The following is a 21,244-nucleotide window of genomic DNA, read 5'->3' as shown; positions in this document are numbered from 1 at the left end:
CATGATTATAGCATCGACGGGCAAAACTAGATAGAACGAATTGACAAAAAGTGTTGGATTAGGTCGAAAGGACTGAAAATAAGGAGGGAGAGGGGATGCGTAGCAGATAAGCGAATCCCCACTTGATGCATAGATATGAAATGATTTTATTTTACTGCCCGGAATAAGGCGGAAGCCAGATAATCGGTATTATCCAGAATCATGCGGTCATGCTTAAACAGCGTTTCCCAGAGCGCAACATCGAAGAGGAGTCCTTTATCGCGCTGTTCAAATGAATCCAGATGACGTGTCTGCTCTTCCTTTAGCTGCTCATTGAAGTGGTTGTATTCCAGAATTTCTTCCTGTTCAAACCCGCAGGCCAAGAGGGACTCCGCCCATTCCTCTCTCATCATCAGATTAGGTATTCCGAAGAATTCAAGCAGTTCCTGAAGCTTTGCTTCCGGCATGGGCTTATCAAGCAGCAATTCTCTGTCTAGCAGGACGCCTCCGCGATCCAGAACGCGGTAATATTCGGGCAGCGATTTCGAAGTATCCGTAAATACGGTAACAGACTCGGCCATGATCAGATCAAATTGGTTGTCTTCGAAAGGCAATGCGCATACATCCGCTTGAAGGAACTGCACGTCGATTTCCATCGCTTCGGCTCGCGCCCGTGCTTTTTTGATCATATTTTCGTTCAGATCAATAGCTGTCACTTGATACCCCATTTCCGAAAGATGGCATGCGGTTCTGCCAGTTCCGCACCCCACCTCCAGAATGCGGCTGCCCGGTTGAATGGGATAATTCTTCAGCATTCTGAGGGTTGCCTCGAATCCTCCCGGGTGGGCACTGCCCATGCCTAATTTGGAGAGCATATGAATGTAGTTCATTTCATCTATCCCTTCTTCCTTGTCATCAACATGAGGGTAATCGTTTATTTACCATATGATTCAGGTACGTTTAGGGTTTTAGCTGAATTAGATATTTTGAGCCCTTTTTTCGGGAGGATCAGATTCATAATGGAGGAAACGGCATGAGGATGGAACCGGTAGAGGCAGCGGAGCGCGTCATTCAACACGATTATTCCGACTGTTTGCTTGCAGTGCTTGGCGGCAGCGCGAGCAGAGGCGAATATAATGAACAATCCGATTTGGACATTATGGTCATTGAACGAGAGGGTCATGATTTCAGCAGGAGGACGATAGAGGCGCATGGGTGGATCGCGGAAATCTTTATATTGTCTTTATCCTCCTATCGTGAATATTTCGACGAGGGAGTGATCGCGGCGAATCCGTCGTTTCAGCGGATGATCGCAGAAGGAACGGTGCTGCGGCTGCTGCCCGAGGGGGAAGTGGTACGGGCGGAAGCCCGAAGCGATTTGGATTACGGCCCCCTGCCCTTGACGATATCCGATATTAACGATTACCGTTATGTGCTGACTGAGCACATGTTAGACTTGAAGAGTCCCCGAAGGGATGGCGAAAAATGGTTTACGGTCCACAAAATAGCCGCGATTCTCTGTGATTTTATACTTAGGGTGAACCGGGAGTGGACGGGAGAAGGGAAGACGCTGTTCCGTCTGTTTAACCGCTATGACACAATCTTAGGAGAGCGATTGGAAGCAGCTCTCGCGGCGATGTATCGCCAAGATGATTCTTCTGTTCTTATGGCATTTACCGAGGAAATGCTCCTTCCATACGGAGGGAAACTTCTCATCGGTCACGAGGAATAAAATACCGTTGCCAATAGATAAAGAGAGGTACATTAGCCGTGACGCTAGCACGACGCGGGAAATACTATAATAGTGTGATTACATCACGTGATACTTTAAATCCAGGAGGGGATCTTCATGAGCGGAGTATGTGGCGGCGGTGAATGGGGCAATTCAGTAGGAATTATTTTGGTTCTCTTTATCCTGCTCGTAATCATCTTGAGTGCTTGGGTTTAAACCGTCAAGATTCTTGGCAGTAGTGACAGAAAAAGCCCGGCGCTTGCCGGGCTTTTTGTCTGCCTCGATCGAACTCAATTCGATGCGGCTTTAACCGAGGGGCTGTGAGCCGACACCACTGCAGTCATGACCAGATGGCTGCTGTCGGATTGGATCGCATGCAAAAATGCCTCTTCAAGAGATCCGAACACCCGGGATAAGGATCCGTCCAACCGGCTGGCGTAATGAACGCTTCCGGCGAACGTGCCGGCTGCCTTCGCACGATTTACTTCACCGTAGATGACATCCATGTATTTGTCCGTACCCATGGGGTAAAGAGCGAATTGGCAGGCAGTCTCCATATCGGCATGTTCTCCGATGTCGTTGTTCAAGCGGGTCGAATCCTCAGTCATATATACATCGGCGTCCGTATCTCCTGGGCAGCCGATGGAATAAGTCCCATTAAAAACCGTGTGCACGCCGCTCGCCGCAGCATGGGCGAATATCGCTCTTGTAACATCAAATACATGCTCTGCACGTCCCCGAATGCAAGTGCTCACATCGTCTGTTTGAATCCACACCTTTCCCGTATCCACAGATTGCAGCGCGCCCATGATGACCTCCACAAACCGGTCTGTCATGGGAAATACCGAGAACCGGCATCCGACGATCCGGCTGGTTCCGCAAACTAGCTCATTCATTGTCATTTCCTCCCCATTGTTTAAGTCCACGCAAAAAAACCGCACCCCATGAAGAAAGTGCAGTTATGCCTACGAAAGGAAATAAACATAAATGCTACACTTCCCCACGCTAGTATGACCTAGATCGGGTGATAAGGGTTGACGGCAGTCCGCCGTCTCTCAGCACATGGCACCCCTAGTACAGCCAACATCTTATGTAGTTGGTTACCGCAAGATTTGCCCCGGAGCTTCATGTTATCGTAGAAGTTCGAGGGCTCTTACCTGTGTAATTGTATCGTTTTGCCATCGTTTTTTCAATCTTTGCCCATTATAAAATAACCGCCTGTCCCAATTGCGGGAACTTGGGAGGCGGCTTTTTTCATCTATTTGATTAGTTGTATACTTTCACGCGATCTTCAAGCGGTGCAAATTCTTTTTCGCCTGGTTCAGCAACCGGCTTACCGAAAGGCATTTGAGCAATCAGCTTCCAGCTTTCCGGGATGTTCCATTCGGCTTTTACTTTTTCGTCAATCAGCGGGTTGTAGTGCTGCAGGGATGCGCCCAGACCTTCTGCTTCAAGGGATGTCCATACTACAAATTGCAGCATGCCGTTGGATTGGTTGGACCATACCGGGAAATTGTCGGCATAAGGGGCAAAGTTTTGTTGCAGCCCGGCAATGACGTTGTTGTCCTCGAAGAACAGTACCGTACCGTAACCAGCGCGGAATGAAGCCATTTTGTCGGCAGTGGATTTGAATGCTTCTTCATCGCCAACAACTTCCTTCAGGATGCCTTCCGTGATGTTCCACAGCTTATCGTGCTGTTCGCCAAGCAATACAACGACGCGTGCACTTTGGGAGTTGAAAGAAGACGGAGTATACTTAACCGCTTCGTTTACGATTTCCTGAATACGCTCGTCCGAGATAACGGATTCTTTGCTAATCCCGTAATAAGAACGGCGATTTTTGAGTGCAGCTGAAAAATCTTTAGACATTGAAAAAAAACCTCCTGGTGTAATCGAATTTGCATACGCCTGATAAGAAGATGTCCCTTACTCCAAGCAAATATGCATTTTACGTTAATAGCCATAGTTTTAATTATCATTCCACACTAACTTACGTTTAGTTAGAAATAATAATTATGTTAGGATATTAATATAACTTAGAGTAATTGTCAACGACTTTTAATACTGAAAATATAATTTCCTTATCTGTTTAATGAGGATTGAATCCCTGTCGTTTTAAGTGAAGTCTCATTAATGCAGAAGCTGCATTAATGAGAGGTTTAACTAAAGTGTGGGTTCTGCCTGGACATAAGCTAGGTCTCCACGAAACTTCATATTATGAACAATTCATGAACAAAATAGACAATTATGAACAATTTAATTGATTTTGATTCTCAATTATACTTGTCGAGCCAGAATGAGGATGATATAATGCATATCAGAACGCAATTGATAATCAATCTCAATGAGAATGATGACGAAAATTGCACGACACAGGTATTTAGAGACATACGCATAGAAGGAAGAGCCATGAAGATTAGATACTTATTTGCAGCCGTTGTGGTACTCTCGATAATCTCATTATTTATTGGAGTTAAAGATATTTCGCCACTGCAATTATTCTCGATGACCGAACAACAACAGCATATTATGCTTGTCAGCCGGATTCCTAGGCTTGTCAGTCTCATATTGGCGGGTGTCAGCATGAGCATCTGCGGATTGATCATGCAGCAGCTCAGCCGCAATAAGTTCGTATCGCCCACCACGGCAGGTACGATGGACTCTGCCAGGCTGGGGATATTGGTAGCCATGCTCGTCTTCACGACAAGCGGACCGCTTATCAAGATGCTTGTGGCATTTGTATTCGCTCTGGCGGGAACCTTTATCTTCATGAAGATACTGGATCGGATTAAGTTCAAGGATGCGATCTTTATCCCGCTCGTAGGGCTGATGTTCGGTAATATCGTCAGTTCGATCGCCACCTTCTTTGCATACAAATATGATCTTATTCAGAATATGTCCGCATGGCTCCAGGGTGATTTTTCCATGATCATGAAGGGCCAGTATGAAATGCTCTATATTAGTATCCCGCTCGTGATTCTGGCGTATCTGTTCGCCAACAAGTTTACGGTGGCCGGAATGGGAGAGGAGTTTGCTACCAATCTGGGCCTTCACTACCGGAGAGTTGTGAATCTGGGTCTGGTCATCGTGGCGCTGGTTACGGCTTCCGTCGTGCTGACGGTCGGCGTGATTCCGTTTCTTGGTCTGATCATACCTAATATTGTTAGTTTGTACTTAGGGGACCATTTGAAAAAAAGCCTTTCGCATACCGCGCTGCTGGGGGCCGGGTTCGTACTGTTCTGTGACATCTTGGGCCGGATCATTATCTATCCCTATGAAATTCCGATTAGTCTAACCGTGGGCGTACTCGGAAGCGGTATATTCATTTTCTTACTGATGAGGAGAAAGGCTTATGACTTATAAAGCCAAACTCGGCCTGTTGGCCGCAGCGGCAATCATCTTGGTGGCAGTCTTTCTGTTCATTGATCTTGGCGGCAATTGGGATTACGCGCTTCCGAGGAGAATCAAGAAGGTGCTGGCCATTATTCTGACCGGCGGAGCAATTGCTCTGTCTACCACGGTGTTTCAAACGGTCACGAATAACCGGATATTGACGCCTAGTGTTATGGGATTAGATTCCTTATATATACTGATCCAGACCACCGTCATCTTTGTCTTTGGATCTTTCACGCTGTACAAACTGGGAGGCAACGTTAACTTTCTGATCAACGTCGGTGCGATGATCCTGTTTGCCGGAGTCTTATATAAGATTCTGTTCAAAAGGGAAGGGAATAATATTTACTTCCTGCTGCTGATCGGCATGATCTTCGGAACCCTGTTCTCCAGCATGTCTTCCTTTATGGAAGTGCTGATAGATCCGAACGAGTTCCAGTTTGTAGCCGACAAAATGTTTGCCAGCTTTAACAATGTGAAGACCGAGCTTCTGGTCCTTTCCGTTATCGTCGTAGCGCTGACCTTGCTGTACTTTGCCCGATTTGCCAAGTACCTGAACGTGCTGGCACTAGGCCGTGAGCAGGCGATCAACCTCGGCGTGAATTATGATTATGTTGTGAAGCGGCTTCTGATTGTGGTTGCTGTTCTGATCTCGGTGGCTACCGCTTTGGTAGGTCCGATTACATTCCTCGGGCTCCTGGTGGTCAATGTTGCCTACGAAGTGATGAAGACATATAGGCATTCATATTTAATAGCAGCATCCATACTGATTAGCGTTATTGCACTGGTCGGCGGTCAATTGGTTGTAGAGCGGGTGTTCACGTTCTCTACAACGCTCAGCGTCATTATCAACTTCATCGGCGGTGTCTACTTCATATACCTGCTACTAAAGGAGAGTAAAGCATGATCCAGGTTACGAACGTCTCGAAAGTCTATGGCGGCAAAAAAGTCGTTGATAACGTGTCCGTTACGATCCCGAAAGGTCAAATCACTTCCTTTATCGGCCCGAACGGTGCCGGAAAGAGTACGTTGCTGTCCATGATTAGCAGATTAACAGGCAAGGACAGCGGACAAATTACGGTGGACGGCAAAGAGGTTAGCCAATGGAAGAGCGGCGATCTGGCGAAGAAGGTTTCGATTCTGAAACAATCGAACCATATCAGCCTCCGTCTGACGGTGCGTGAGCTTGTATCCTTCGGTCGTTTTCCTTACTCTCAGGGCAGATTGAACGCGGATGACGAGAAATACGTAGACGAGGCTATCTCTTATATGGAGTTAGGGGATATGCAGCATAAATATCTTCATCAGCTTAGCGGCGGTCAGACCCAACGTGCTTACATAGCGATGGTCATCGCCCAGAATACAGAGTATATCCTGCTGGATGAGCCACTGAACAATCTGGACATGAAACACTCCGTACAGATTATGAAGATTCTCAGAAAGCTTGTCGCTGATCTGAACAAGACGATTGTCATCGTTATTCATGACATCAATTTCGCTTCGTTCTATTCGGATTACATCGTGGCATTGAAGGATGGAGCCATTGAAAGCGAAGGGAAGACCGAGAATATCATTCAGAGCAATGTGCTTCGCGGAATCTATGACATGGACATTGAGATCGAAGAGATTAATGACAACCGGGTGTGCGTATACTACGGGTAAGCGACAGGGTATTAGAGGGTAAAGGATAAGGATTCGGGAAGATAACATCACGGAATCCTTATCCAATAAAGGCAGGGCTGCCTTGAGTAAAGGACGGCAGGGTTTAATCTGTTCGAATTGAATTACATATTCAACCATAAGTTCAAAAATATGTTGAATTATAGAAGCTTTTAAATATAAAAATGGGGTGTAAATAATGAAAAAATGGTTGGCTTTATTTATGGTAGCAATGTTCACGCTTGTACTCGCGGCTTGTGGTCAAGATGATAAAACAAGCAGCACGGGTGGCGGAGATGCAGCAGGAGATCCACCGGCTGCTAGTGAAGAAATCACGGTTACCCATCAACTGGGTGAAACGCCTGTTAAGAAGAATCCTTCCCGCGTTGTTGTTTTTGATTTCGGTATTCTGGACTCTGTCGATAAATTGGGAATTGAGGTTTTGGGCGTTCCACAAGCCAATATCCCGTCCTACCTGTCCAAATTCGAAGACAAGAAATACGAGAATGTGGGCAGCCTGAAAGAGCCTGATTTTGAGAAAATCAACAGCATTAACCCGGATCTGATCATCATTTCCGGCAGACAGCAAGATGCATATGAGGAACTCAGTAAAATTGCTCCAACCATCTTCCTGGGTGTTGATACAAGCAAATACATGGAATCCTTTAAAGCAAACATGAACACGCTGGGTCAAATCTTTGGTAAGGAAGCAGAAGTTGAAAAAGAGCTTGCTACGATCGACGAAAACATCAAAGCTTTGAATGAGAAAGCTGCAGCAACTGGCAAGAAAGCATTGATCATCTTGGCTAACGAAGGCAAAATCAGCGCATACGGACCAGGTTCGCGCTTCGGCATTCTGCATGACGTGTTCGGTTTCGGAGCCGTAGATCCTAGTATCGAAGTCAGCACCCATGGTAAAGACATTTCGAACGAGTACATCGTTGAGATGAACCCGGATTATCTCTTTGTTGTCGACCGCGGTGCAGCGGTTGCCACGGGCGAAGGAGATTCCGGTGCTAAAGCGGTCGTTGAGAACGAGCTTGTGAATACGACGAACGCGGCGAAAGAGGGTAACATCGTTTACTTGAACCCGGATTTCTGGTATCTTTCCGGCGGCGGCCTGACGTCCGTATCCGAAATGATCACGGAAGTAGACGCAGCTATTAAATAAGTTTAGCGAAATCGTTATGAATATAGGAAACACTGGAGCTTTCGTATAAAGCTCCGGTGTTTTATTTTTTTGCATTAGGGTAAGTGGGTAACGGATAATAAGAAGGACGGATCGCGACCGTAGCAGTTGATGATCAACAAGCAATCTCTCAGCTATGAGGAGACGATGAGGAGGTCTTTACGATGTTTCGTAATCAAATTTATATTGGTGGACAATGGATTCAGACCGAAGAACAGATGGACGTATATAATCCGGCGGATGGGAAGGTAATAGGTACCGTGTCCAAGGCCGGCAAGAAGGAAGCCGGGCTTGCCGTCGATGCGGCAGCCGATGCGTTTGGCGCATGGTCCCGCAGAACGGCGAATGAGCGGGGGGAAATGCTGCGCCGCTGGCATCAGCTCATAGCGGAACATACGGATGAATTGGCGCGGATTATGACCACAGAGCAGGGGAAACCGCTTAAGGAAGCAGCGGGCGAGATACAATATGCCAACAGCTTTGTGTCCTGGTATGCGGAGGAAGGCAAACGGATCTACGGCGAGACTATACCCGGATCATCCAGCCGGCAGCGCATCATTGTAACGAAGCAGCCCGTAGGCGTCGTAGCAGCGATTACGCCGTGGAACTTCCCCGCATCTATGATTACCCGCAAAGTGGCGCCTGCTCTGGCCGCCGGCTGCACCGTTGTGATCAAGCCATCCAGCGAGACGCCGTTCACGGCCATCAAGCTGGTGGAGCTTGCCCATCAGGCCGGTATTCCAGCCGGGGTCATTAACCTCGTAACCGGAGCTTCAAGCGATATTTCCGGTGTGTGGCAGGCAGACAGCCGCGTAAGGAAGCTTTCTTTTACAGGTTCAACCGAAGTGGGGAAACAGCTGATGGCCGGAGCTGCCGCTAACGTGAAGAAAATATCGCTGGAGCTTGGAGGCCATGCGCCGTTTATCGTGACGGACCAGGCTGATCTGGATCAAGCCGCTGCCGGATTAATCTCCTCCAAATTCCGCAATGGGGGACAGACCTGCGTATGCGCTAACCGGGTTTATGTGCAGGAAGGGATTGCGCAGGAGTTTGCCGCGAAGTTTGCTGAGCTAGTGAAGCAATTGAAGGTAGGAAATGGACTGGATAACGGCGTCGATATCGGTCCTTTGATTAACGGGGACGCTGTGGATAAAGTCGTGAGGCAGATCAAGGACGCGCAAGAGAAGGGCGGCGTTATATTAGCAGGAGGTCAAGCATTGCCGGAGCTGGGCAGCAATTATATTGAGCCGACGGTCATTATGAACGCAGCCGACGACATGGAATGCATGAACGAGGAAACCTTCGGCCCCCTTGCCCCGATTACCACGTTCAAAACGATAGACGAAGCGGTGCAGCGTGCCAATAATAGTCCCTATGGATTAGCTGCCTATGTATTTACGCAAAATCTGGGCGAAGCGGTGAACATTGCGGAATCGCTGGATTACGGGATTGTGGGCGTGAATGATCCGGTGCCCTCGACGGCGCAAGCGCCGTTCGGCGGATTCAAAGAGAGTGGACTTGGCCGGGAAGGCGGGCACTACGGAATGGATGAGTTCCTGGAGGTGAAGTACATTTCGCTTGGTTTATAAGAGCGGGACGGGTACATCATTACGGCATAGTGCGAAGCGGATGAGCTGTTGAGCAGTTATCGGACTGCGTCACACCATACGAAGCCAAAATCAAAGGGCATGCTCAAGGTCTACAGACCACGAGCATGCCCCTTTTTTATTATGATTGCAGGATGACGGGTTGGCCGGTTTCCGCGGATTCATTGGCGGCCAGCGTCACTTCCAGCGTCTTGAAGCCGTCTTCATAAGATGCCAGCACGAGGCTCGGATCGTTGTTACGGATGGCGTCAACCAAGGCATTGGTTAGGTTTTTGTAAAAGTCCGATTTGCTGCGGTACACGATTTCTTTCTCCTTGTCTACAATGGAGAGCGTGGTTCCGTCCAGCACTACGCGGAAATCGCGGCCCATAATTTCGATTCCGCTGCGGTGATCGAACTGGATAAATCCAGTTTGCATATGGCCGACGGCTCCGGAGTCCAGCACGAACTGGATGGCGCCCACATCCGGAATGTCAAGGTCCGGAATGTCATTCACCAGCAGCAGCTTCATATCAGCATACAGGCGGGTGATATCGCCGCACAGATAGCGAACCAAGTCCATGGTATGCGTGGACTGCTCCACCAGCTGGCCGCCGGATAATGCCTTTTTGCGCCACCAAGGAGTCGGTACAGGTGTTGTTATGTAGTGGGCGCGAACCATACCGATTTTTTTGTCCTTAAGAAAATCTTTGGCGATCGCAACGGTGTCCAGGTAGCGCAGACAGTAGCCGGAAGCTGCTATGATTCCGCTTTCAGTAATGACTTTGGCTTTGTGTCGGACAGACTGGGCGTCCAGCCCCAGCGGCTTCTCCACCATCAGGTGAATGCCTCTTGCGGCTGCCTGTTCTTCGATATCACCATGGCAAAATGGCGGAATGCATACATACAGCACATCCAGCTGCTCTTGCTCCAGCATCGTGCTGCCGTCCGTATAATAAGCTGTGCCGTACAGTTCGGCCTGCTGCTGCGCTAACGCTTCATTGGTATCGCATATTGCAGCCAGCTGAACGTGTTCGTTCCCGTGCAGGTTTTTGATATGGACGGCGCCCATGCCTCCCGCTCCAAGCACGCCTGCTTTTATCATAGGTTGCCTCACTCCTGATCGTATAGGATGTTGGTTTCAGTTACGTTAACTCGATTACTCACACGTGATTATAGCCCCGCTATCCATATTATTCAAGCTTCATTTGAACATAGATTGACGGATCCGCTATGAAAAAAAGCACAGAAGCCTCCTCGAATGCCTCGAGTACGACTTCTGTACCGGTTAACGATTACAGCTCCGACAACGCGATCGTCCGATGGCTCTCGGATGATCGGTAGGCGGCTGTGGCCACGGCAAGTGCCTTGAGCCCATCTTCACCGGTGACGGATGCTTCTGCTGCGCCGGAGGAAATCGAAGACACGAAGTCCCTGATCAGGCTGGCATCCATGCTGTCCCCCCATGCATGATGGCGGTATCCGGAATCATCGGTATATACGTGCAGTTTCTGGCTGGTGGCATTAACGCTAAGGGTCCCGGCAGAGCCTACAATCTCTAAGGTCACGTCGCCCCAGGTCGGAAACTCCTTGTTGCGGGACCAGCTGCAATCCAGCGTGGCAAACACACCATTATGGAACTCCATAGTCAGAATCCCGCAATCATCGATAGGGGATTCCGAGATGAGATGGTCGACTTCGGCATACACGTCCTTCACCTCGGCACCTGTAATCCAGCGCATGATATCGGCGACATGCACCGTATGATCCATGACGGCACCTCCGCCGGACAGCTTGGGATCGATGAACCAACCGCCGGGATTCCGGCCGCGGTTGGTCCCCTTCATCGCCAGAATACGGCCTAATTTTCCCTCATCGACCATCTGTTTGGCTCGAACCACCGCAGCATTGTAACGCACGGGGAATGCCGTTTGCAGCAGCACGCCGCTTGCTTTGCACGCATCAATCATGTCCTGTGCATCCTGTATATTGGTCGAAAGCGGTTTTTCGCAGAGCACATGCACCCCGGCTGCAGCGGCGGCAAGCACGTGCTCTTTATGATGGACATTCTCGGAAGTGACAATGACGCCATCCAGGCCTTGACTAAGAAGCTCGTGATAATCTTGATAATAGGCTGTCCCGAAATACTCGGCGTATTTCCGTCCGCGCTCCTCCACAGGATCGGCGATGCCGACAAGCTCTACGCCTTCGATCCCCTGCAGCGCTTTGGCATAACTGAACGCATGCATATGCGCAAAGCTGATTACTCCCAATTTCATAGCTTTCTCTCCTTCTACAGAAGATGAGAAAGGATAACCACCGGAGGTGTATCCTTCTTATCCCGTAAGAAAAATGATCCGCTGCATGCGGTCTGACTTTTGAAAATACGTCGATCGCCTTTTTCTCATGTTGAGGCGAGTGTGAGCGCATCGTCCTCGATAACCACCGGCTCGCCGGAGGCCATGGAGGCAAGGGCGGCAAGCGCGATACGAAGCGCTTCGTATGCGTCTTCTGCTGAGACGAGCGGCTCGCTGCCGTCACGGATACACGACATGAAGTGCTCAAGTTCCCGGTAGTAGGGACTCCGTTCAAGCGGGCTTTCCGGCACGACGACACCGGGGACGGCAGCGGCACTGCTCCGCGTTTTGTAGAGAAGAGGGCTGTCCTTCGCGCTGTCATAATCGATAACCCCGTTTGTGCCCGCCATCTCCAAGTTCATGGAGAAACCCTCGTGAGCCCAGGTGCCTTCCACATGCGCGATGACACCGCTACGAAAACGTAGGGTTACCAGCGAATAATCCAGCTGGGCCTGATGACGGCCGTGGAGCCCTTTGGCATATACGCGCTCAACCTCGCCAAAGCACCAGCGCAGGTAATCAAAATCATGAATCATTGCGTCCAGCGTAATTCCGCCGCTCGCTCCAAAGTCACTGTACCAATGGTTCCAGCCCACAGGATAACCGCCGCCCCTGCCTGCCCGGATGACAGCGGGTTTGCCGATGCTGCCCTGATCCAGCAGCGATTTGGCCTTCACATATTCCGGAAAGAAGCGGAGGACGTGACCCACGAATAAACGCACGTCTTTATCCTGGCAGTAGTTGATCATGAAGCGTGCATCCGCTTCGCTTCTGGCGAGCGGTTTCTCGCATATGACATGCTTGCCGATGTCCGCGGCTTTGACAACATAGTCCTTATGAAGCGGGGTCGGCAGGCAGACGTCAATGACATCCATGCGATCCGCACCCAAACCTGCAACGGCTGCTTCGAATGAAGTGTAGGCCTGTGCGCCGAATCTATCCGCCAGCTGCTGTGCTTTTTCCGTCCGGATATCGGCAATCCCGGCAAGCTTAACGCCCGGCATCGAAGCATAGGCGGTTGCATGGGTCCTTCCCATGGTGCCTGCACCAATCACTAACACCTGTAACATTTCCGTACACTCCTTTTTTTCTGCATGGTTCGAACGCTCCGTGTGCTATCCTTTAATCCCGTTCATGGCGATCCCTTCAATAAAGTAACGCTGAAGGAAGATAAACAGGATGATGATGGGGAGGGTAGCCATTAAGGCTCCTGCCATCAGCAGCGGGTAATCGGTGGAATGCTGTCCCTGGAAGCTGGATATCCCGATGGAAAGGACACGCATCTCCTCGGAGCTCGTCATGATGAGCGGCCACAGCAGATCGTTCCAGGAGGCTAATATGGTGAAGATCGCCAGGGAGACGAGAGCCGCCTTGGATAAAGGCAAGTAAATATTCCAGTAAATCCGGAAATAACTGCATCCGTCGATTTTGGCCGCTTCCTCCAGGTCCTTCGGCAGCGTCATAAAGAACTGTCTCAATAAAAATGTACCGAAGGCGCTGAATATGCCGGGTACGATCAGCACATAGAACGTGTCCAGCCAATTGAACTCGCGCATGATGACAAAGCTCGGAATCATAACAACCTGGGAAGGCACCATCAATACGGCCAGGAGCGCGAGAAAGATGGCGTTCTTGAAAGGGAATCTCAAGCTGGCAAATGCATAGGCTGCAAGGGAGCACAGAATGAGCTGCCCAGCCGTCCGTCCCACCGTCACGATGACGGTGTTCAAATAATAGGTGCCGAAATCAATCGTTTGGATGACTCGCAGGTAGTTGTCCGGGTGCCATTCCACAGGGAGCCATTTGGGCGGAACGGACATGGAATCCGCAAAGGACTTAAAGGATGTGGATATCATCCACAAAAACGGCATAATCATGAGCAGCGCCCCGACAGCTAAGAGGATGTGGACCGCCAGACGGCTTGCTTTTCCCGCATCGGTTGAAGTATTCACGTCTACACACCTCCTGTTATTGGTAGTGGACCCAGCGCTTCTGAATATACATCTGGACCATGGTGATGATTAGAATAACGATAAAGAGAATGAAGGCCTGCGCTGAAGCGTAACCCATATTGAAGTATTTGAAGCCGTCTTCCCAGATGCTGTATACAACCGTTCGGGTGGATTCCAGCATCGTGGTCTGTTGATCCATCATGATGAAGATCAGGTCAAACACCTGGAACGAATTGATGAAGGACATGACCAAGACAAAGAACAGACTGGGTGTCAATAGAGGCAGCGTAATCCGGAAGAACTTGTACAGCGTTCCCGCGCCGTCAAGCGAAGCCGCCTCATAATAGCTGCCGGAAATGCCCTGCAGACCGGACAGCAGAATGACGGCATTGTATCCGATGCTGCTCCAGACACTGACGAGCACGATGGAGAACAAGGCGAATTTCTCATCGAACAGCCAGTTGGGCTGCGGGAGGTTCATGACACCCAGCACGTGGTTGATCAATCCGAATTCGGAATTGTACAACCATTTCCACACCATGCCGACCGCGATCGGCATGGTGATCACGGGAATGAAATAGAAGGTGCGGTAAAAGACCATGCCTTTGATCTTCTGGTTCAGGAGCACGGCCAGCACCGTTGCGAGTGCGACGGATAACGGTACCGTACCGACGGTGTACAGCATCGTGTTCAGCATGGAACCCGTGAATTTGTCGTCCTTCATCAAGTTTGCGAAGTTATCGAATCCGATGAATTGGGGGGAAGATAGTCCATCCCACGACGTAAACGACAGGAACAGGGATGCTGCGGAAGGTGCCATATAAAACAGACCGAGGCCCAGCACGACAGGCAGAATGAAGATATACCCCCAGACAGCTTCGTGTACGGCGAGTTTCCCTGCTTTTCGCTTGGTTGCCGGTTTAGGAGGTTCTGTGGTCACAGTGATGGGAGAGCTCACAGGCTGCACCGTCCTTTCTTAATTTCCGTATTGGGAGCGGCTGCTCGTCATTTCGATTCTGTCGCAAGGATGGCATTCATCTGTTCGCCGGCATTTTTCAATGCTTCTTCAAATGATTTCTTTCCGAGGAAAGCCGCCTGAATTTCCTTCACTTCAGCGTCCTGCCACTCTGCGGTTTTCTGAGATACCGGATAAGGTACGGCGAACTCCAGGCTGTCCACGAACACCTGCAGATCAAGAGATGGAATGGACTTCAGCCAGCCGCTCTCCGTGCCTTTATACGCAGGCATCGAGAATCCCGATTCGGCGAGTAATTCCTGGCCTTCCTTACCGGAAAGAACTTGAATCAGCTCCCAGGATTCCTGCTCGACTTTCGTTTTGCCGTTGATGGCCCAGCTGAGTCCATGAACGATCGATGCCTTTTCCTTGCCGGCAGGAAGTTCAGCGACACCGAGTTTGTCGCCGAGAAGCTTATACAGCTCAGGCGAGTTAACCGATATCCCAGGGAACATGGCCGCCTTGCCGGAGCCGAACAATTGGCGGGATTTCGTTTCAAGCTGCTGCTGCGCGCTCGGGGAATAGCCTTTTTCAATCAAGCTCTGTTCCCACTGGAACGCCGATAGTGCTTCGGGTGTATCAAATCCGGATGATTTCTTATCGTCCGAGATGACGTATCCGCCGGCCTGGGCTATGAAATTGTAATATCCGATTTGGCTGTCGATCGGGGCAATGAAGCCGTAAATGCCGTTTGATTTATCCGTCAGCTTGGCCGCGTTCTCCTCGACGGTTTGCCAGGTCCAGGTTTTGTCGGGATAAGGCAGACCTGCTTTGTCAAACAATTCTTTGTTGTAAAAAAGTCCGACGGAATCCTGGAAATAAGGAAGTCCGTGAAGTTTACCCTGATAGGTGTACATATCGACGAGCGCTTCGGTATAAACCGAGGTGTCCAGACCGCTTTGCTCAATTAGGGGAGACAGGTCTTTAATTAGACCGGAGGAGGCATAGGAATGAAAGTTAGGGCCGTTCATCCAGTAGACGTCAGGACCGCTGTTGCCGGCGAGGCTGGTTCTCAGCTTGGTCCAATAATCGGCCCATGGGGTGTAGGTCACTTTCACTTCAACATTTGGGTGCTTCTCATTGAAAATTTTAATGGACTTGTCCAGCGTGTCCCGCACATTTTCGTCCCATAGAGCGACGTTGATGACCTTCTTGCCGGTATCTCCGCCAGAGGCATTGCCGCCTCCGCAAGCGGACAGTAACGCGGTGAACACGAATAATATCGAAATCAGGACAGCAATTCTTTTTTTCATCAGATAACCCTCCTTGAATTCACATGATTTTTGATCAAGCGTGGTTGGTCGTAGGCTTGTTCGAAGTGAAATCGGACCCCTTAAGCGCCCCCTTTATGTAAGTGATATAAAAAGCGATAGTTATTCCATAGGTCGAAAAAAGTTAACATCGATATGCTATCTTTCTTGACAGGACAACCAGCTTCTATTGCGAAAGATTATATAATCCCCTCAATTATTTTTCAAGATAGCGATTACAAATCGATTTAAATTCTTTTTTTCACAATATGAGCATATTAGCATGAGATCTAACGCGATCAGTTATTTCGGTTAATGGAATAAGTTTTTGTTCGGTTCTGGAACATGTTATAGTGATTCTATCCTCATTTTTCCGATACAGAAAGTCCTACTATATGAAGAAATTATAGAAAGGTTGAGCTCGCTTGAACAATATGAAAAAAGGTGATCACAAGCTGATTCAGGCATTAAACCGGTCCAAGGTGCTGAACAAGATCCGCACAGAGGGACCCATATCCAGAATCGATCTGGCCAAAAAAAACAAGCTGAGTCCCTCCACGGTCGCCTCAGCCGTACAGGAGCTTATCAAGGAAGGCTACGTTTCCGAGATTGGAACTGGCTCCTCCAGCGGTGGAAGAAAGCCCATTCTGCTCAAATTCAATCCGGATAATCATTACTTGTTTGCAATAGCGATAACGAATTCGGTCATGATGCTGGCGTGCATGAATCTGGAGGCGAAGGTACTCCGGAAGGAAACGCATCCTCTAGCCGGGCTCCAAGGAGAAGCCGTTATCGAGCGGCTGCTGAGCCTGATGGACGATTTCGTGTCAGGACAAGTGGACTTGGAGCGGTGTGTCGGGATTTCCATTAACGTGCCGGGCATTGTGAGTGATAGTCAGGGCGTGGTGCGTTATAACACGAAACTGCGCATGACCGATGTTCCGCTGAAACGGATTATGGAAGAGCGCTACGGGCTGCGGACCTGGGTAGAGAATGATATGAATTCCGTCGTGCTGGCTGAACGCCGATTTGGCGATTACGCATATGCGAACCTGATTTATATTTCCATTGGCGACGGGCTTGGTTCCGGTATTTTGATTAACGATCATCTCCTAAGGGGCAAGCATGGCGGTGCCGGCGAATTCGGACATACGAGCGTAAACCGCAGCGGCATCCGCTGCGAATGCGGCAATATAGGCTGCTTGGACAGTTACATCAGCTGGATTGCCGTGTATTCGCGAGTGATTACGGCGATCGCAACGGGGAGACCGACGCTGATCCAGGAGCTGAGCGGGGGAGATTACAGTAAAATTGTTCCTTCCGTATTCAAGGAAGCTCTTCGCAGAGGGGACAAGCTGGCCAGGGACTTGAACGAGGAAGTGGCGGAGCTTCTGGGAGCGGCCATCGTCAATCTGATCAACATGTTTAATCCCGAAGCTCTGATCCTGGGCGGGGACATGGCACATGGAAACCCGGAATTGCTGGACATGGTTCGCAGCTATATAGACCGGCATGCGCTGCCGATTCTGAAGGAGGACATGGTATTTGGCCTGGCCTCCCTTGGCGAGGAAGACAAGCTAATGGGTGCGGCTTCGGTCCTGCTGCAGGACTTGCTGGGTTTCTCCCTGACGGAATAATGGATTTGACAACGTTTCCACCTGCACGTTATCTTTGGTTAAATGGCATATGCGGAAGGGGAGAAGTTGATTGGAGCAGTACATTCTGGCGCTTGACCAAGGAACGACAAGCTCGCGCGCGATTCTGTTTAACAAGGAAGGAGACATCGTACACTCAGCTCATAAGGAGTTTCCGCAGTATTTTCCCAAGCCGGGCTGGGTGGAGCAGAATGCCAATGAAATATGGGGTTCCATTCTTGCGGTCATTGCAACCTGCTTATCCGAAACGGGCGTGAAGGCGGATCAGATTGCCGGAATCGGAATTACGAATCAGCGGGAAACGGCCGTGGTATGGGATCGTAAGAGCGGCGAACCGATTTATCACGCCATTGTCTGGCAGTCCCGCCAGACGGCGGGCATCTGCGAGGAGCTGATTGCCGCCGGACATGACGGGACGGTTCGGGAGAAGACCGGACTGTTGATTGATCCTTATTTTTCGGGAACGAAGATCAAATGGATCCTCGATCATGTAGACGGCGCCCGGGAGCGGGCCGAGCGCGGAGACGTTATATTCGGGACCATCGATACCTGGCTGATCTGGAAGCTGTCCGGTGGCCAGGCGCACGTGACCGATTATTCCAACGCATCGCGTACGATGCTCTATAACATTCATGAATTAAAATGGGATGAGGAGCTCCTGCAGCTCCTAGATATCCCCATGGCGATGCTGCCAGAAGTCAGGCCTTCTTCCGAGATTTATTCCAATACCGTTTCCTATCATTTCTTTGGGCGCGAGGTTCCCATTGCCGGAGCAGCCGGCGATCAGCAGGCGGCGTTGTTCGGGCAGACCTGCTTCTCGAAAGGCATGGTGAAGACAACTTACGGAACCGGCAGCTTTATGCTGATGAACACCGGCGACAAGCCCGTAAAATCCGAGCATGGGCTGATCACTACGATCGCCTGGGGACTGGAAGATGGCGTACAGTATGCACTTGAGGGCAGCGTGTTCGTGGCCGGCTCGGCGATCCAGTGGCTGCGCGACGGGCTGCGGATGTTCCGCGAAGCGAAGGACAGCGAGCCTTATGCGCGCCGGGTCAATTCTACGGAGGGCGTGTACGTGGTGCCGGCTTTTGTTGGGCTTGGCAGCCCATACTGGAACAGCGATGTCCGAGGGGCGGTCTTCGGCCTGACACGAGGCACGTCGAAAGAGCATTTCATCCGTGCAACCCTGGAGTCGCTTGCATACCAGACACGGGATGTTCTATCCGTGATGGAAGAGGATTCCGGCTATAATATCACATCCCTGCGTGTGGATGGAGGGGCCGTATCCAACACGTTTCTTATGGAATTCCAAAGCGATATCCTGAATGTGCCGGTAGAACGGCCGAACATTACGGAGACAACGGCACTCGGTGCCGCCTATCTGGCGGGGCTCGCTGTCGGCTTCTGGAAGGACCAGGAGGAAATCTGCAGCAAATGGAGCATGGGGCAAAGCTTTAAGCCAACCATGGAGGAAGACGTAAGGGAGCAATTATACGGCGGCTGGAAAAAAGCCGTTTATGCGGCAATGGCTTTTCATTAGCATTTTCTGTGGTATAATGATCAATAAGTGAATATTTGTCTGGAGACTTGGAGAGACCACTAGGCGCGGAATACCTCATGTTATGGGGGTTGTTACTGCGTGTTTCGTGGTCTCTTTTTTGCTGTCTTTTTTCATTGGAAGGGTAACGATAGATAAAAACAGGGTAAATCATACTGGGAGGGATTCATTGTGAAGCAGGCACAGACGTTTTCAAGTTTGGACCGCAGGCGTCGATTTCAAGAAATGGCAGAGGGAACCTTCGATCTGATTGTCATCGGCGGCGGCATAACGGGTGCAGGAATTGCGCTGGATGCGGTTACGCGCGGGATGTCGGTTTTGTTGGTTGAGATGCAGGACTTTGCCGCAGGAACGAGCAGCCGCTCGACCAAGCTGGTGCATGGCGGGCTGAGATACCTGAAGCAGTTTGAAGTCGGCATGGTGGCCGAAGTCGGCAAAGAACGGGCCGTTGTGTATGAGAATGGACCGCATGTTACCACGCCGGAGTGGATGCTCCTGCCGATACACCAGGGTGGCAACTTTGGGAAGTTCAGCACCTCCATCGGGTTGATGGTGTATGATTTTCTGGCTGGCGTAAAGCGGGGAGAACGGCGTTCCATGCTGTCCGCATCCGAGACGCTGAAGCGGGAGCCGCTTCTGAAGCAGGAGGGCCTTAAAGGCGGCGGATATTATGTGGAATACCGGACGGACGATGCCAGGCTGACGCTGGAGGTCTTGAAGGAGGCAGCCGCCAGAGGAGCGGTTCTGTTTAATTACGCAAAGGCCGAATCGTTGAATTATGATGCGAATGGACGAATAACCGGTATCACCGTACGGGATATGCTGGGTGGCGGGGTCAAGTCCGTATCCGGAACCAAAATTGTAAACGCAGCAGGGCCATGGGTGGATCAGGTGCGCGAAATGGATAAATCCAAGAAGGGGAAAATGCTTCAGCTGACCAAAGGGGTTCATCTGGTCATCGATCAATCCAAATTCCCTCTTCGTCAAGCGGTGTACTTCGATACATCTGACGGAAGAATGGTGTTTGCCATTCCCCGTGACGGGAAGACGTATGTCGGAACCACCGATACGGTCTATAAAGCCGATCCTGTACGTCCCTTGATTACGGTGGAGGACCGGGATTATATATTGAAAGCCATACATTACATGTTCCCTGGCGTGAAACTAAGTCCGGCAGACGTGGAATCGGGATGGGCGGGAGTCCGGCCCCTTATACTGGAGGAAGGCAAAAGCCCGTCCGAAATTTCGCGCAAGGATGAAATATGGGAGTCCCCGTCCGGCCTGATTACCATTGCCGGTGGCAAGCTTACGGGCTATCGCAAAATGGCCGACACCGTTGTCGATCTGGTTGCAAAACGGATCCAAGAGAACGGCGGGAAAGCGTATGGTGCCTGCGTAACGAAGAATCTGCCGATTTCCGGCGGTCAGGTTGGCGGATCCGGCCAATTCCCTGATTTTGTCCGCAAGCAGGCGGAGATTGGCGCCGCGCAAGGAATTGATCGTAAGCTCGCCGAGCAGTGGGCGCGAATGTACGGATCTAACGTGTCGGAATTGTTCCGCCTGGCCAAAGAGGGCTCCGACCAAGCGGAGGCAGAGGCGCTTCCGGTATCGGTGCTGGTTCCGCTGATGTATGCGATTCAGCATGAGATGGCAGCGAAGCCGGCCGACTTTTTCATCCGCCGCACGGGTTCCCTGTTATTTCATATCGATTGGACGAGAAAATGGAAGATGCCGGTGATTGATTATATGGCTAAAGTACTGGGTTGGAGCGAGCAGCAGACCCGCGAATACACGAAGGAACTGGATGAGGAGCTGGTTTCGGCCACACAGCCGGCAGCAAGCGATCAATCGGCCCCGGCTCCAATTCCGCAAAACCCTTCTACAACGAAGCTTTCATCTTAACCGGCATGCAATTT

General features: G+C 50.4%; 19 protein-coding genes and 1 riboswitch. Of the genes, 10 read left to right on the top strand and 9 right to left on the bottom strand.

The features are described from left to right. Positions 1-146 precede the first annotated feature (146 nt). Entirely contained in the window at positions 147-869 is a 723-nt protein-coding gene (locus tag DP091_RS04975) for a class I SAM-dependent methyltransferase (protein WP_113057322.1), read from the bottom strand. A gap of 143 nt (positions 870-1,012) precedes the next feature. Between DP091_RS04975 and DP091_RS04970 the strand changes: the two genes are divergently transcribed. Both DP091_RS04970 and DP091_RS04965 read left to right on the top strand, forming a co-directional pair. After that, positions 1,013-1,711 (top strand): nucleotidyltransferase domain-containing protein, encoded by a 699-nt coding sequence (locus DP091_RS04970; RefSeq protein ID WP_113057321.1) that lies wholly within the window; start codon positions 1,013-1,015, stop codon positions 1,709-1,711. 117 nt (positions 1,712-1,828) lie between these two features. Beyond that, entirely contained in the window at positions 1,829-1,927 is a 99-nt protein-coding gene (locus DP091_RS04965) for a YjcZ family sporulation protein (RefSeq protein WP_113057320.1), read from the top strand. Positions 1,928-2,001: 74 nt separating this feature from the next. Here the strand turns inward: DP091_RS04965 and DP091_RS04960 are convergent, their stop codons facing one another. Next, complete coding sequence (locus tag DP091_RS04960) at positions 2,002-2,607, bottom strand: YkoF family thiamine/hydroxymethylpyrimidine-binding protein (protein WP_113057319.1); 606 nt, start codon at positions 2,605-2,607, stop codon at positions 2,002-2,004. A gap of 84 nt (positions 2,608-2,691) precedes the next feature. Next, positions 2,692-2,794: riboswitch (TPP riboswitch) on the bottom strand. Positions 2,795-2,977: 183 nt separating this feature from the next. Continuing rightward, positions 2,978-3,580: a nitroreductase family protein gene (locus tag DP091_RS04955; protein ID WP_113057318.1), complete on the bottom strand. Its 603-nt coding sequence runs from the start codon at positions 3,578-3,580 to the stop codon at positions 2,978-2,980. Positions 3,581-4,120: 540 nt separating this feature from the next. On the opposite strand from DP091_RS04955, the gene DP091_RS04950 reads away from it, so the two are divergent. The 5 genes from DP091_RS04950 (at position 4,121) to DP091_RS04930 (ending at position 9,541) form a co-directional block, all read left to right on the top strand. After that, positions 4,121-5,074: an ABC transporter permease gene (locus DP091_RS04950; protein WP_113057399.1), complete on the top strand. Its 954-nt coding sequence runs from the start codon at positions 4,121-4,123 to the stop codon at positions 5,072-5,074. Beyond that, complete coding sequence (locus DP091_RS04945) at positions 5,064-6,011, top strand: iron chelate uptake ABC transporter family permease subunit (protein WP_113057317.1); 948 nt, start codon at positions 5,064-5,066, stop codon at positions 6,009-6,011. Before DP091_RS04950 ends, DP091_RS04945 begins: the two co-directional genes overlap by 11 nt. Next, complete coding sequence (locus DP091_RS04940) at positions 6,008-6,766, top strand: iron ABC transporter ATP-binding protein (RefSeq protein ID WP_113057316.1); 759 nt, start codon at positions 6,008-6,010, stop codon at positions 6,764-6,766. Before DP091_RS04945 ends, DP091_RS04940 begins: the two co-directional genes overlap by 4 nt. Positions 6,767-6,962: 196 nt before the next feature. Next, on the top strand, positions 6,963-7,934 hold the full coding sequence (locus tag DP091_RS04935) for a siderophore ABC transporter substrate-binding protein (protein ID WP_113057315.1): 972 nt from the start codon (positions 6,963-6,965) through the stop codon (positions 7,932-7,934). A gap of 182 nt (positions 7,935-8,116) precedes the next feature. Then, positions 8,117-9,541 carry an NAD-dependent succinate-semialdehyde dehydrogenase gene (locus tag DP091_RS04930; protein WP_113057314.1) on the top strand — a complete coding sequence of 475 codons (1,425 nt, stop codon included), beginning with the start codon at positions 8,117-8,119 and terminating at the stop codon, positions 9,539-9,541. A 139-nt stretch (positions 9,542-9,680) separates the two neighbouring features. On the opposite strand, the gene DP091_RS04925 is transcribed toward DP091_RS04930, so the two are convergent. From DP091_RS04925 to DP091_RS04900, 6 genes are all read right to left on the bottom strand, one after another. Further along, a complete protein-coding gene (locus DP091_RS04925) occupies positions 9,681-10,643 on the bottom strand; it encodes a Gfo/Idh/MocA family protein (RefSeq protein ID WP_113057313.1) in 963 nt (320 codons plus the stop codon). 190 nt (positions 10,644-10,833) lie between these two features. Next, on the bottom strand, positions 10,834-11,817 hold the full coding sequence (locus DP091_RS04920) for a Gfo/Idh/MocA family protein (RefSeq protein ID WP_113057312.1): 984 nt from the start codon (positions 11,815-11,817) through the stop codon (positions 10,834-10,836). A gap of 125 nt (positions 11,818-11,942) precedes the next feature. Continuing rightward, positions 11,943-12,965 carry a Gfo/Idh/MocA family protein gene (locus tag DP091_RS04915; protein ID WP_113057311.1) on the bottom strand — a complete coding sequence of 341 codons (1,023 nt, stop codon included), beginning with the start codon at positions 12,963-12,965 and terminating at the stop codon, positions 11,943-11,945. Between the two features lie 45 nt (positions 12,966-13,010). Next, positions 13,011-13,847 carry a carbohydrate ABC transporter permease gene (locus DP091_RS04910; protein WP_113057310.1) on the bottom strand — a complete coding sequence of 279 codons (837 nt, stop codon included), beginning with the start codon at positions 13,845-13,847 and terminating at the stop codon, positions 13,011-13,013. Positions 13,848-13,863: 16 nt separating this feature from the next. After that, positions 13,864-14,805, bottom strand: a complete 942-nt coding sequence (locus tag DP091_RS04905) for a carbohydrate ABC transporter permease (protein ID WP_113057309.1) — start codon at positions 14,803-14,805, stop codon at positions 13,864-13,866. Positions 14,806-14,852: 47 nt separating this feature from the next. Then, positions 14,853-16,115, bottom strand: a complete 1,263-nt coding sequence (locus tag DP091_RS04900) for an ABC transporter substrate-binding protein (RefSeq protein ID WP_113057308.1) — start codon at positions 16,113-16,115, stop codon at positions 14,853-14,855. A 431-nt stretch (positions 16,116-16,546) separates the two neighbouring features. Here DP091_RS04900 and DP091_RS04895 point away from each other — a divergent pair, with 431 nt between their 5' ends. From DP091_RS04895 to DP091_RS04885, 3 genes are all read left to right on the top strand, one after another. Further along, a complete protein-coding gene (locus DP091_RS04895; protein ID WP_258394409.1) occupies positions 16,547-17,749 on the top strand; it encodes an ROK family transcriptional regulator in 1,203 nt (400 codons plus the stop codon). A 70-nt stretch (positions 17,750-17,819) separates the two neighbouring features. Next, the gene (gene glpK, locus DP091_RS04890) at positions 17,820-19,310 is read left to right on the top strand and encodes a glycerol kinase GlpK (protein WP_113057306.1); all 1,491 of its coding nucleotides are present in this window, start codon (positions 17,820-17,822) and stop codon (positions 19,308-19,310) included. Positions 19,311-19,499: 189 nt separating this feature from the next. Beyond that, on the top strand, positions 19,500-21,230 hold the full coding sequence (locus tag DP091_RS04885; protein ID WP_113057305.1) for a glycerol-3-phosphate dehydrogenase/oxidase: 1,731 nt from the start codon (positions 19,500-19,502) through the stop codon (positions 21,228-21,230). Positions 21,231-21,244: the final 14 nt, after the last annotated feature.

This window comes from Paenibacillus sp. MDMC362, from assembly GCF_003269305.1.
Taxonomy (GTDB): domain Bacteria; phylum Bacillota; class Bacilli; order Paenibacillales; family Paenibacillaceae; genus Paenibacillus_AQ.
Note: the sequence above shows the minus strand (reverse complement) of the source record. Positions and strands in the feature narration are given on the sequence as shown.

Excerpts from the sequence above, each read along its gene's own strand:
- DP091_RS04975 (WP_113057322.1), bottom strand. The coding sequence starts at position 869 with ATGAACTACATTCATATGCTCTCCAAATTAGGCATGGGCAGTGCCCAC.
- DP091_RS04970 (WP_113057321.1), top strand. The coding sequence starts at position 1,013 with ATGAGGATGGAACCGGTAGAGGCAGCGGAGCGCGTCATTCAACACGAT.
- DP091_RS04965 (WP_113057320.1), top strand. The coding sequence starts at position 1,829 with ATGAGCGGAGTATGTGGCGGCGGTGAATGGGGCAATTCAGTAGGAATT.
- DP091_RS04960 (WP_113057319.1), bottom strand. The coding sequence starts at position 2,607 with ATGAATGAGCTAGTTTGCGGAACCAGCCGGATCGTCGGATGCCGGTTC.
- DP091_RS04955 (WP_113057318.1), bottom strand. The coding sequence starts at position 3,580 with ATGTCTAAAGATTTTTCAGCTGCACTCAAAAATCGCCGTTCTTATTAC.
- DP091_RS04950 (WP_113057399.1), top strand. The coding sequence starts at position 4,121 with ATGAAGATTAGATACTTATTTGCAGCCGTTGTGGTACTCTCGATAATC.
- DP091_RS04945 (WP_113057317.1), top strand. The coding sequence starts at position 5,064 with ATGACTTATAAAGCCAAACTCGGCCTGTTGGCCGCAGCGGCAATCATC.
- DP091_RS04940 (WP_113057316.1), top strand. The coding sequence starts at position 6,008 with ATGATCCAGGTTACGAACGTCTCGAAAGTCTATGGCGGCAAAAAAGTC.
- DP091_RS04935 (WP_113057315.1), top strand. The coding sequence starts at position 6,963 with ATGAAAAAATGGTTGGCTTTATTTATGGTAGCAATGTTCACGCTTGTA.
- DP091_RS04930 (WP_113057314.1), top strand. The coding sequence starts at position 8,117 with ATGTTTCGTAATCAAATTTATATTGGTGGACAATGGATTCAGACCGAA.
- DP091_RS04925 (WP_113057313.1), bottom strand. The coding sequence starts at position 10,643 with ATGATAAAAGCAGGCGTGCTTGGAGCGGGAGGCATGGGCGCCGTCCAT.
- DP091_RS04920 (WP_113057312.1), bottom strand. The coding sequence starts at position 11,817 with ATGAAATTGGGAGTAATCAGCTTTGCGCATATGCATGCGTTCAGTTAT.
- DP091_RS04915 (WP_113057311.1), bottom strand. The coding sequence starts at position 12,965 with ATGTTACAGGTGTTAGTGATTGGTGCAGGCACCATGGGAAGGACCCAT.
- DP091_RS04900 (WP_113057308.1), bottom strand. The coding sequence starts at position 16,115 with ATGAAAAAAAGAATTGCTGTCCTGATTTCGATATTATTCGTGTTCACC.
- DP091_RS04895 (WP_258394409.1), top strand. The coding sequence starts at position 16,547 with ATGAAAAAAGGTGATCACAAGCTGATTCAGGCATTAAACCGGTCCAAG.